This is a genomic window from Streptomyces sp. NPDC102514, from assembly GCF_055584525.1.
In genome coordinates, this window is sequence record NZ_JBVJLW010000009.1 from 83,539 (window position 1) to 95,493 (window position 11,955).

9 protein-coding genes are annotated in these 11,955 nt (G+C 71.0%); 2 read left to right on the top strand and 7 right to left on the bottom strand.

All coding sequences use genetic code 11. The features are described 5' to 3' along the window. Positions 1-67: 67 nt before the first annotated feature. Together ACZ60E_RS23490 and ACZ60E_RS23495 are read right to left on the bottom strand one after the other, a co-directional pair. Positions 68-1,684, bottom strand: a complete 1,617-nt coding sequence (locus ACZ60E_RS23490; protein WP_469442879.1) for a TROVE domain-containing protein — start codon at positions 1,682-1,684, stop codon at positions 68-70. Positions 1,685-2,088: 404 nt separating this feature from the next. Further along, positions 2,089-3,567, bottom strand: a complete 1,479-nt coding sequence (locus tag ACZ60E_RS23495; RefSeq protein WP_469442882.1) for an alkaline phosphatase PhoX — start codon at positions 3,565-3,567, stop codon at positions 2,089-2,091. A 335-nt stretch (positions 3,568-3,902) separates the two neighbouring features. On the opposite strand from ACZ60E_RS23495, the gene ACZ60E_RS23500 reads away from it, so the two are divergent. Next, on the top strand, positions 3,903-4,082 hold the full coding sequence (locus ACZ60E_RS23500) for a hypothetical protein (RefSeq protein ID WP_247706305.1): 180 nt from the start codon (positions 3,903-3,905) through the stop codon (positions 4,080-4,082). Positions 4,083-4,312: 230 nt separating this feature from the next. On the opposite strand, the gene ACZ60E_RS23505 is transcribed toward ACZ60E_RS23500, so the two are convergent. Then, a complete protein-coding gene (locus ACZ60E_RS23505; RefSeq protein ID WP_469442884.1) occupies positions 4,313-5,752 on the bottom strand; it encodes a hypothetical protein in 1,440 nt (479 codons plus the stop codon). 310 nt (positions 5,753-6,062) lie between these two features. Here ACZ60E_RS23505 and ACZ60E_RS23510 point away from each other — a divergent pair, with 310 nt between their 5' ends. Further along, positions 6,063-7,895, top strand: a complete 1,833-nt coding sequence (locus tag ACZ60E_RS23510) for an endonuclease/exonuclease/phosphatase family protein (RefSeq protein ID WP_469442886.1) — start codon at positions 6,063-6,065, stop codon at positions 7,893-7,895. A gap of 105 nt (positions 7,896-8,000) precedes the next feature. On the opposite strand, the gene ACZ60E_RS23515 is transcribed toward ACZ60E_RS23510, so the two are convergent. The 4 genes from ACZ60E_RS23515 to ACZ60E_RS23530 form a co-directional block, all read right to left on the bottom strand. Continuing rightward, a complete protein-coding gene (locus tag ACZ60E_RS23515) occupies positions 8,001-9,017 on the bottom strand; it encodes an Lrp/AsnC family transcriptional regulator (protein ID WP_469442888.1) in 1,017 nt (338 codons plus the stop codon). Between the two features lie 158 nt (positions 9,018-9,175). After that, positions 9,176-10,795 carry a DHA2 family efflux MFS transporter permease subunit gene (locus ACZ60E_RS23520; RefSeq protein ID WP_469442889.1) on the bottom strand — a complete coding sequence of 540 codons (1,620 nt, stop codon included), beginning with the start codon at positions 10,793-10,795 and terminating at the stop codon, positions 9,176-9,178. Positions 10,796-11,067: 272 nt separating this feature from the next. After that, entirely contained in the window at positions 11,068-11,499 is a 432-nt protein-coding gene (locus ACZ60E_RS23525) for a DUF3618 domain-containing protein (RefSeq protein ID WP_469442890.1), read from the bottom strand. Then, positions 11,496-11,909, bottom strand: coding sequence for a phage holin family protein (locus ACZ60E_RS23530; RefSeq protein WP_384813245.1), 414 nt, complete (start codon positions 11,907-11,909; stop codon positions 11,496-11,498). The genes ACZ60E_RS23525 and ACZ60E_RS23530 overlap by 4 nt, the downstream gene beginning before the upstream one ends. Positions 11,910-11,955: the final 46 nt, after the last annotated feature.

Sequence of the window (11,955 nt, forward strand, 5' to 3'; positions counted from 1 at the left end):
CTCATGGCCCTGGCAAGCCCCGAGCACGAGTGGGCCCGCACCCAAGCGCGAACCCACTCACAACACCTCAGACAGCCCAGGGCCAATCGGCATCCCGAGCGGACTCAAGCAGCGGAACCATCCGAAAAGCAGCATCCGAGAGCCCCCCGAACACATGCCGATTCCCCACCCCGGCCCCGCCCCCGGCCGCCCCGGCCCCGCCCCCCGACGCCGCATGCCCGGCCCGATACCCCGCGAGATTCCAGGTGTACACGGGCACATGCGCCGGAACCTGCTCGGTCGGATCCCCGTAGTGGCTGTACGTGGCCTGCTCGTCGGTGACGATCAGCACCCGGTCGTGCTTCCGGTAGTGCTTGCGCACGGCCTCACTGGTGTTGGTGCCGCCCAGATCACCGAACCGCCCCAGCACCTTCAGTACGGACTCACTCCGCCGGAACCGCACCACATCACTGCTGGTGCCGAACTCGACGAGATCGGCCTTCTCGGCCCGCAGCGCGAGCGCCGCGCCGAAGATCGCCGCCGCGTCGGCCCGGTTGAGCTCCGAGCGGTCGGACATCCGCGAGTGGAACATCGAGCCGGACCGGTCGACGAGGACGAGCGTCCGCCCGTCCAGCGCCGGCACGTTGGCCAGCGAATGCCCGAGCGCCTGCTCCAGCGGATGGGCCCACCGCAGCGAGGGCGCGTGCTGATGGGCGGCGAGATACCGAAACGGAAACTGCCGGGACCGCGCGACCTCGCCCGGATCACTGATCTTCTGCGCAACCAGAGCAGCCACCTCGTCCGAGACCCCGGCCTCATCGAAGTTCCGAAGGTTCCGCACGAGAGCCATGGCCCCCATGGACGGAATCACGGCCTCCCAGGCAGCGGCGTCCATCGGCCCCTGCAGCCATCCGGCCAGCGCCTCCCAGGTCATCCCGGCCTCCGCGAGCCGCCCGGCACCGCCCTCGGAGGTCACGACACCCCGCCGCTCCTCCACCGGCAGAGCCATCAACTCCCGGTGCGCGGTGAGCACCCGGTCGGACGCGGGCGGCACGGCGGTGTCGGGGTGGTGCCGACGATCGAGCGCGTACCGGAACAGCTCGCCCTGCCACGGCTTCTCCGGATCCGGCGAAGCGTGCACGAGGTTCAGGACGTCGCCGAAGCGATACCCCTTGGACGCCGTGTCGTACTTGAGCAGCGACCTGCCCCCGTACAGCCGCCGTACGGCGTCGGCGATCCCGCGCTTCACGGGCTTGGGCACGGCCCGCCCGTACCGCGAGGTCCAGTAGGCGAGCAGTTCACCGGGCTCGTCCGGGCGCCGCAGCACGGACGCGACGACCTGCCGGTTCGCCGGCCCGTCCGTGGCACCCGCGTCGAGACGCGCCTTGACGTACTCGGCGGCGCCCACGAGCGACGCGGTCCGCATGTTGCCCTCGCCGCGCAGCCAGTCGAGCAGGGCGGCCGTCCACGACGGGTCGGCGACGGCGAGCCGCCGTACGAGTGTGGCGAACCGGTCGTCGCGCGCCTCGCCGCTCTCGTAGAAGGTCTTCTGCGCGACGAAGTTGGCGATGGACAGCAGGAAGAGCTCGGAACGCGGGTCGCGCTCCGCCCCCCGCCCGCCCTCGTACGTCCGCAGCACCCGCCCCGTGGACGTGACACGCGAGGTGCCCCGGGCCTTCGCCGCCTTGGTGTTGAACCGCGCCATGGTGAATTCCCCCGAATTCATGAATGTTCCGGAGGGAGGCGCAGCAAAGGGAGCGTGCCCGAGTTCAAGGGTCGGCGGCGGACTTTTCCAGATGCTCTACCGAATTGAGCTACACCGGCCCGAGGCCGATGACGGGACTTGAACCCGCAACAGTCCGATCCAATGAAGTAACCGCTGCCTGCGCACCGGGCACACACCTTTTGCTGCCCCTCCCGAGATCAAGTCGGCTGCGGCCTGGATTCTTTGGAAGAGAAGTAGCCACAGCCATCGCACCGGGAGGTGCATGAAATTGTGTGTCCAGGGCCAGTAGGAGCAGATCCCGCCTTCACACCTGGACGTTGTCCACTGTAGAAGGCATGCCACGAGCCGGGCGAGCGATTAATTCACCCCTTCGCGGAAAGCACTCAGCGACGCTTCTGCCGCTTCCAGGGTCCCTTGATCGCGACCATGATGCCCGGCACCTGAATGTTGGCGTACAGGGTCTTTCCGTCGGGCGAGAAGGTGACGCCGGTGAACTCGCTGAACTCGGGCTCCTCCGCGGTGCCGATGTTCAGGTCGTTGCGGGCGATGGGATACGTACGACCGCTGTCCGTCGCACCGAAGAGGTGCGAGACGCCTTCGCCGTCCTCGGCGATGACGAGGCCGCCGTAGGGCGACACGGTGATGTTGTCCGGACCGTCGAAGGCGCCGTCCTTCGACGGGTCGGGGTTCACGCCGAGCAGCACCTTCAGGGTCAGCGTGCGGCGCTTGGGGTCGTAGAACCAGACCTGCCCGTCGTGCTGGACGGGGCTCTCGTCACGGGCGTACGAGGACACGATGTACGTGCCGCCGTCGCTCCACCACATGCCTTCGAGCTTGCGGGCGCGGGTGACCTCGCCGGTGTCGAACTGCTCGCGCACCGGAACGGTCTTCCCGTCGCGGTCGGGCACGTCGATCCAGTCGACCCCGTACACCGTGCCGATCTTCGTGGCGCGGGACAGGTCGTCGACGTAACGGCCGCCGGAGTCATAGCACTTGGGCGCCTGGAGCACGCCCGCGTCGTCGGCGAGGGTACGGAACTTGCCGCGGCCGTGGGTGAAACCGTGCGGGGGCTTCCAGCGGAAGAACAGGCCGTTGGGCTCGGAGTCGTCCTCGGTGAGGTACGCGTGGCCGCGCTTGGGGTCGATGACGACGGCCTCGTGGTCGTACCGGCCGAAGAACTTCAGGGGCTTGGGGTCGCGGTTGGCCCGGCGGTCGCCCGGGTCGACCTCGAAGACGTACCCGTGGTCCTTGGTCATGCCGTTCTCGCCGGCCCGGTCGGAGTTCTCCTCGCAGGTGAGCCAGGTGCCCCACGGGGTGCTGCCGCCCGCGCAGTTGGTGGAGGTGCCCGCGATGCCGACCCACTCGGCGACCGCGCCGCCGGGACGCACCTCGACGACCGTGCAGCCACCGGAGGCGGCCGGGTCGTAGACGAGGCCCTCGGTCAGCGGCACCGGGTACTTCCAGTTGGCGCGCGGGCCCTTCAGCTCGTGGTTGTTGACGAGGAGGGTCGTGCCGCGCGGCCCGTCGAAGGTGGCCGTGCCGTCGTGGTTGGAGGGGGTGTACTCGCCCGACTCCAGCTTGGTCTTCCCGCTGTACGTGACGACGCGGTACGAGAACCCGGCGGGCAGCGCGAGCACGCCCTCGGGGTCGGCCAGCAGCGGCCCGTACCCGACGGCCCCGCCGTGCCGCTCGCCGGCGTCACCTTCGCCGTAGCCCTCGTCGCCGTCGTCGCCCGAGGTCTCGGTGTCCGTGGACGCGAGGGCGCCGGGCGCGGTGGCGAGTGTGCCGACGCTGCCGATCAGGGCGACACCGGCACCGGTGATCGCGGATCGTCTGGCGAAGTCCCTGCGGGTGAGCGACATGCTGTCTCCTGTGACGGTGGAGTGTGACCGTGGCGAGCAGTGAGCGGCGGGCGAGGAGCGAGGAACGGCGGACCCGGGGGTCGGCCACACGGTCCCGCCCGTGACTTAACGCCGGTTGAACGCCGCCCGACTTTCCGGGCCCCCGTTGTGTGAACGCGCCCCGATCCGTCCCTGCGGCCCCACGACCCCCATACGGCCCATCAGCCCTCGCGTCCGCACCGCGGACCGGAATAATCTCGGTACCAGGGACCGGCACGAACCGTACGGCGCATGGGAGGCGAGCTGAAGTGGACGCACGTCAGGCACGCCATCTTCATGAGGAGCGGTTGCTGGCGATGGCCAATGTGAGTGGGGTCGGGACGGGGCGTGACGAGGAGTCCGGCGAGGATGTCGTCGTCGTGTTCGTCACGCGCAAGGTTCCCCGCGACGGGCTCCGCCCCGAGGACACGATCCCGGACGCCCTGGAGGGCATCCCGGTACGGGTCCTCTCCATGGACGACCCGTCCGACCCCTGACCCACTTCTCCTCGCCCCCGCCGCCCCTACCCTCCCCGTCACTGCATGGGGCTGCGCCCCTCGCCCCCGTATCGCGCTCCGCGCTCGTCCTCAAACGCCGGACGGGCTGACAGCCTCAGGGGCGCGGGGAACTGCGCAATCCTTCGGGCTCGCCCCCACCGGGCCCGCAGACAGACTCATCAGCCCGTCCGGCGCCTGAGGACCGGGGGCCCGGGGGCCTGGCCCCCGCGTCACAGACCTTGCTGCGACCGAGCCTTGAACGCAGCCTTCCGCGCCTCTTTCGCCACCTTCTTGTCCGGATGCAACCGCCCCATCGCCTCCAGCACGTCCGGCGTAGCAGGATGCTCCACCCGCCAGGCCGCGGCGAAGAACGAGCCGTGCTGCGCCGCGAGCCCCTCCACCAGCGCCTGCAGCTCCTCGGAGTTCCCCTCCGCGGCGAGCTGCGCGGCGATCGTGTCGACGGTCAGCCAGAAGACCATCTCCTCGGACGGCGGGGGCACGTCCGGAACGCCCCGCTCGGCGAGCCAGACCCTCGCGAGCCCGCCCAGCTCGCCGTCGTCGAGTACTTCGTGCAGTGCGGGCGCGGCCTCCGTCCCGACGAGGGACAGCGCCTGCTGACAGCGCAGCCGCCGCAGCGGCGCCCCCGCGTCGGCCCCACGCGCCGCGGCGAGCAACTCCCGTGCGGCTGCGAGGGGTTCACGCCGGGCGAGCCACTGCTCGGTCTCCGCCTGCGCGGCCAGGGGCGGGAACGCGGACGTGCTGTCGAGGAGGACATCGGCGCCCTTGTCCGCGAGGTCGCCCACCGCGGGCGCCGCGAACCCGGCTTCCAGGAGCCGCGCCCGGATGCCGTACACCCCGAGCGGGGTGAGCCGCACCATCCCGTACCGGGAGACGTCCGTATCGTCCACGGCTTCGCCCGACGGGGCGGCAGGCTCCTCCCCCGCCTCGGCCATGAGCGCCTCGTCGACCGGCTGGAAGTCGACGAGCCCCACCGGCTCCAGCACCCGGAACTGGTCGTCGAGCCGCATCATCGCGTCCGACACCTGCTCCAGGACGTCGTTGGTGGGCTCCCCCATGTCGTCCGGCACGATCATCGACGCGGCGAGTGCGGGCAGCGGCACCGGTCCGTCGCCGGGCCCGTCCTCGCTGGCGGTCAGCAGATAGAGGTTGCCGAGGACCCCGTCGAGGAACTCGGCCTCGGCCTCGGGATCCCAGTCCAGCGTGGAGAAGTCGATCTCGCCGCCCTCGTCCATGGCGTCCACGAGGTCGTCGAGGTCGGGCACGACCGCGTCGGCCAGGACCGTCTCCAGGGCGCCGAGCCACAGCCCCAGGACGTCCTGCGGCGCTCCGGACAGGACGAGGGTCAGATCGGCGCCGGCGGCGACCGTGCCCTCCTCCTCGTCCACGACCGCGACGAGCCCGGTGTCCACGGCCACCCGCCAGGCCTCACTGGCGTAGGCCGCGGCGTCCTCGCCGTCGAGGGACAGTTCCGCGGCGGCGGCCGGCAGCTGTTCCTCGACGAGTTCGCCTCCGGCGCCGACCCGGGTGTCCGGGCCTGCCCAGCGGGCGAGCCGCACGGCACGCGACAGGAGCGGCGTGGCGAGCGCGTCCCGTGCGAGTTCCGCTTCGGAGCGCAGACGCACCGGCGGCAGGGGGGAGCTGTCTGACATCGGCTGGTTCTCCTAGGACGAACGTCGGACGTCGATCTCGTGTGTCGGCGTCCTGCTGGACGCACCTCGCGTTTCCGGCGCCCGTCCGGGCGCACGACGCGGCGTCCCGGGGCCGCCGGGAGAACACCCTCCGGCCGCCCGGAAACACGACCTCAGCCTAGACGGATTTGGGCCCATGCCGCCCGGTTCATGAACCTGTCAGAAGTGTTAAGCCAGGAAACCTTGACAAGTGCCGTGGCCTGGCACGAGATTGACGCGCGTAGATTCCACCCTCGTCCCGGCGCCCACGCACGTCCCCGGAGGGATTTCGTTGCCGAGCAAGTCTTCCGCACGCATCGCCGCGCTCACCGTCGCCGCCGTCTGTTCCACGGTTTCCTCGGTGGTCGTCACGTCGCCCGCCCACGCGGACAGCGTGGCCGTCCACGACATCCAGGGCTCCACCCGGACCTCCCCGCTCGCGGGTCAGCAGGTCACGGACGTGGCCGGAATCGTCACGGGCGTACGGACCTATGGTTCGTCCCGCGGCTTCTGGATCCAGGGGCCGACCCCGGACGACGACCCGGCCACCAGTGAGGGCGTCTTCGTCTTCACCAGCTCCACGCCGAAGGTCGCCGTCGGCGACTCGGTCACCGTCTCGGGCACGGTCACGGAGTTCGTGCCGGGCGGTGCCTCGACCGGCAACCAGTCGGTCACCGAGATCACCCGTCCGACGGTGACGGTCGTGTCGAGCGGCAACGCGCTGCCCGCGGCCACCGTTGTCAACAGCCGTTCCGTACCCGCCGCGTACGCGCCCGAGGGCGACACGACGGCGGCCGGCTCGACGAACGGTCTCACGCTGCGGCCGAAGAAGTACGCCCTGGACTTCTACGAGTCCCTGGAAGGGATGAACGTCGCGATCGGCTCGTCGCGCGTGGTCACCGCGACCGACCCGTACTCGGAACTCTGGGTGACGGTGAAGCCGCACGAGAACCCGAACCGCCGCGGCGGCACGGTCTACGGCTCGTACTCCGCGCAGAACACCGGCCGGCTGCAGATCCAGTCGCTGATCCCGACCGCCACGCAGCCGTTCCCGACGGCGAACGTCGGGGACACCCTGAAGGGCACCACCGAAGGCCCCCTCGACTACAACCAGTTCGGCGGCTACACGCTGACCGCCCGCACCATCGGCACGGTCGAGTCCGGCGGCCTGGAGCGCGAGACGACCCGCAAGCAGTCGCGCACGGAGCTGGCGGTCGCCACGTACAACGTCGAGAACCTCGACCCGGGCGACGGTACGTTCGCCGATCACGCGGCCGCGATCGTGGACCACCTGCAGTCGCCCGACATCGTGTCCCTGGAGGAGATCCAGGACAACAACGGCGCGACGAACGACGGTACCGTCGCCGCCGGCCTGACGCTGAAGAAGCTGACCGACGCGATCGTCGCCGCCGGCGGCCCGGCCTACGAGTGGCGGTCCATCGACCCGGTGGACCTCGCGGACGGCGGTGAGCCGGGCGGCAACATCCGCCAGGCGTTCCTCTACAACCCGGCGCGGGTCTCCTTCGTCGACCGCCCGGGCGGCGACGCCACCACCGCCGTCGGGGTCACCAAGGTGCGCGGCAAGGCGCAGCTGACGGCCTCTCCCGGCCGTGTCGACCCGGCGAACGCGGCCTGGACGAACAGCCGCAAGCCGCTCGCGGGCGAGTTCTCCTTCCGCGGCAAGCCGGTCTTCGTGATCGCGAACCACTTCGCGTCGAAGGGCGGCGACCAGTCGCTGCACTCGCAGTTCCAGCCGCCGGTACGCAGCTCGGAGACGCAGCGCCACCTCCAGGCGACCGCGGTGAACGCCTTCGTCAAGGACATCCTGGCGAAGCAGCGGAACGCGGACGTCGTCACGCTCGGGGACATCAACGACTTCGAGTTCTCGACGACGACGAAGCTCCTGGAGGCCGACGGCGCCCTGTGGTCGGCCGTCAAGTCCCTTCCGAGGAGCGAGCGTTACAGCTACGACTACCAGGGCAACAGCCAGGTCCTCGACCAGATCCTGATCAGCCCGTCGATCCGCAAGGACCGCGACTTCACCTTCGACAGCGTGCACATCAACTCGGAGTTCTCCGACCAGATCAGCGACCACGACCCGCAGGTGCTGCGGTTCCGCCCGTAGCCGTCCAGGTGCTTGCCGGAGTCGCTCCGGCCGTACGCCGCCGAGCCCGGCCCCGATGTCAGGGGGGCCGGGCTCGGTCGTGTCCGCACGCGGGACGGCGGGCTGTCAGCGGCCGGGCTCGTAGGTGAGCTGTTTGATCTGGCGCAGGGTGAGGACGGTCTCCACGGCCTGGACGCCTGCCAGGCCCCCGATCCGCTCGCTCAGATACGTGTACAGGGCGCCGGTGTCGCGGCACAGGACGGCGGCGACGATGTTGGCCTGGCCGGTGACGGCCGCGGCGAAACCGACCTCGGGGTGCCCCGCGAGCGCGCGCCCGACCTCGGCGAGGGCGGAGGGGGCCACCGTGAGCCAGAGCATCGCGTCGATGGAGTGCCCCAGGGACTTGCGGTCGTGCTGCACGTCGAAGTAGAGGACCCCGCAGGCGAGCAGCCGGTCCAGACGCCGTTTGACCGCCGACTCCGTCTGCCCGGTACGGCTCTGGAGTTCGGTGAGCGGGGTCCTGCCGTCGCGCCGGAGCACCGCGAGCAGCGCCTCGTCCTGCGCGTCCAGGGTGACGGGGTCGGCGGGCGTCGCGACGGGCGGCGGGGTGAGGGCGGCCTCCTCGTGGGGGTCGAGGGCCCGCATCTTGTTGAGCCAGCCGAGCGGGCCGCCGTAGTAGGAGTGCAGCAGGCAGTGCGCGCTGACCGAGATGACACGCGGAGTGCGCGGCAGCCGGTCGAAGAGCAGTTCGTCCCGTTCCTGGCTGGACCGCGGCTTCATCGCGCACATCAGCTCGGTGCCTCCCGAGAACAGCCCGATGTACGAGGTGTCGGGGCGCCGGGCCAGTGCGGCGGCCAGTTGTTCCGCCGCGTCGGGCGTGCAGCGCAGCCGGACGACCCAGCTCTGTCTGCCGAGCCGGCTCTCGTCGGTCATGCCGAGCACGCGCAGACCCACCGTGGTGTGCAGACGCCGGTAGCGGCGCGCGACGGTCTGGTCGGAGACGCCGAGCACCTCCGCGAGCCGGCTGAACGGCGCGCGGCCGTCCAGCTGGAGCGCCTGCAGCAGCTTCAGATCGAGAGGGTCGAGGGGGTCGGTCGTGCGGGACTCCACGGGCGCGCTTCCGCTCTCTGGCCGGGACGGCATGGACGGGGAACCGCCGACGATCATCCCATCGAGCAGGGTTGCGGAGCGAGCAGTGAGGCCCGGACCCAGGAGTGTGTTCCTGGGTCCGGGCCTCGCACCGGCGCCCGTCCCGTCCCCACGGAGGGCACCCGGTAAGACGCCGGATCACCGCCGCGGGTTCATCCCACCGTCGATCGGGTTCCGGTTTCGACGCCCGGGGCGTGGCCGGTCGCGGATCCCGCCCCGGAACCGGCCGCCACCGGCGTCGTCGTCCGCCGGGGGCTGCGCAGCAGGACGGCCGCGACCGCCGCGGCGAGCAGTGTCAGCAGCGCGGAGACGATGAGGCACAGGTGGAGGCCGTCGAGGAAAGCCTCGGACAGCGCGCCCAGGGCACGCCCCTGGGCCGGTCCCAGGTTCATCCGCGCGACCGCGCCCAGTCCGCCTTCGTCCACGGCCGACAGGACACTCTGCCGCTGTGCCCCCGTGAGCCCCGCGTCGGTGAGGTGTCCGGACAGGGAGTCGGTGGCCCGGCTGGTGAGCAGGGCGCCCAGGACGGCGGGACCGAGGGCGCCGCCGACCTGCCGGAAGGCGTTGTTCCCGGCGGCGGCCATGCCCGCCAGGTGGTGCGGTACGGAGGCGACAGCGGTGGCGGTCATGGGCGTGATGACCAGGCCCATGCCGAGGCCCAGCAGCGCCAGCCGCCAGACCAGCGAGACGTACGAGGTGTCGGCGTCGATCGTGGTCAGGGAGAGCAGGGCGGCAGCGCTGACGAGCAGGCCGCCGGTGATCAGGAGACGTGCCGACACCCGGTGCATCAGACGGCCGACCGGCGCTCCCACCAGGATGGCCATGAGGCTGACCGTGACCAGCCGGGCCCCCGCCTCCAGGGTGGTGAGCTGCTGGACCATGCCGAAGTAGAGGCTGAGGGCGAAGAAGAACCCGATCAGGCCCAGGAAGCTGATCATCGCGACCAGGGTGGTGGCGCTGAAGGCCGCGCTGCGGAACAGCTTCAGGTCGAGCATCGGGCTGTCGCTGCGCCGCTCCACCAGCACGAAGGCGACACCGGCGACGACGGCCGTGAACAGGGCCACCAGCACCTTCGGGTCCGTGAAGGACTCGGCGCCGCCCTCGATGACCCCGTACACCAGTGCGGTGATCGCCAGGGCGGCGGTGAGCTGGCCGGGCCAGTCGAGCCTGCGCGAGCCGGCGGCGCGGGAGTCGGTCAGCAGCCGGGCCGCGAAGACCATGGCGACAAGCGAGGCGGGGACCGCCAGCAGGTAGATCCACCGCCAGGCGAAGTGTTCGAGGACGAGCCCGGCGATGATCGGGCCGAGGGCCAGGGCCGACAGCAGGGACATCGCCCACAGGCCGATGAACCTGCCGCGTTCCCGGTGGTCGGGGACGACATGGCTGATCAGCGCGAGGGTCGTGGGCAGCAGCGCCGCGGCCCCGATGCCCGCGAAGGCCTGACCGATCCAGAGGACCTCGATCGACTGGGCGGACAGGGCTATGGCCGCGCCCGCGGCACAGAAGGCCAGGCCCGCCTGGAAGACCTTCTTGCGGCCGTGGACGTCACCGACGACTCCGGCGGTGAGGATGAGGGCGGCCATGGGCAGGACGAAGGCGTCGGACACCCAGGCCAGTTGGGCGGTCGAGGCGTGCATCGCCCGCTGGATGGCCGGCAGGCTCACCGAGACGGTGGTGACCGGCAGATAGGCGACGAACACGCCCACGCAGGCCATGACGAGCGTGGCGGCCCGCCTGCCCTGCGGAATGCTCGCCGTAGTGGTGACGTTCACAAAACTCTCCCCGATCGGCTGTTACGGCGCCCACTCTCGACACCACCACCGAACCGGAGCCAGCCAGGACCCCGTTTCCCAGGAAATCCGACACCGGACCCACATCCCACACGGTTTCCCGAACCCCCACCCCGTCAGGGGCGCGAGGAACGGCGCGGGTGACCCCCACCGCCCCGCAGACGTAGAACCGGCCCATCTTCAGGGGCGCGGGGAACGGCGCGACAAGCCCCCACCGCCCCGCGGACGCATCACGACGCTCCCGACGGAGTCCCTCACCGACGGCCGTTGCGACGCCACCGCAACACCCCGGCAGCGACCACCACTCCGGCCCCGGCAAGAAGCACCGGCCTGGGGTTGCGCAACCCGGCCCGAACGACACCGGTCACAGCATCACGCACAGGCTGAGGCACACGATCCTGCACGACGTGCCCGACCTCGGCGGCCTTCTCCTGCACGACATGCCCCGCCTGCACCGCCGCCCCCTGCACGGAGTGCCCCGCCTCGGACGCCTTGTCCTTCAGCTCCACCCCCCGCGCCTTCGCCCGACCCTTCACATCGACCTTCGCCGCCAACTCCTCCACCGTGTCGCCGAGTTGCGTACGCGTCTCCGCGATCTGGCGCCGCAGTTCCTCCGGCCCCTCGGCCCCGGCGGCGGGCTTGTCCGAGGCCCCGCCGATCTCGACCGGACCGTTCGTGTCCTTCATCGGTGCGCCCTTTCCTTGATCTCGTCGACGTCGGCCCGCACGCTGTCGAGCGTCTTCTCGGGCATCGGAGGGGTGGCGCGGCCGAGCTGCGCACGGCCGGTCTTCGCCAGCACGGCCGCGACCACGAAGAGCACGGCGGTGACGATGAGCGCCGCCGCCCACACGGGCAGCACCAGGGAGAGCGCGGCGGCGCCGGTCGCGGAGAGGGCCATCAGCCCCACGTAGGCGACGGCGCCGGCCGCGCCGAGCAGCCCGCCACCGCGCCCCGCGCGCCGCCCTTTCTCGGTCAGCTCCTGTTTGGCGAGCCGCACTTCCTGTCGTACGAGTTCGGAAAGCTGTTCTGTGGCCTGCCCGACGAGTTCACCCACCGAGTGCTGCTCGTCCGGCCGCCGGTCCGTGGTCCCGGTCATGGCGTTCCGCCTCCTTTCGTCCGGGGGGAACGCCCGGGTACCCGGC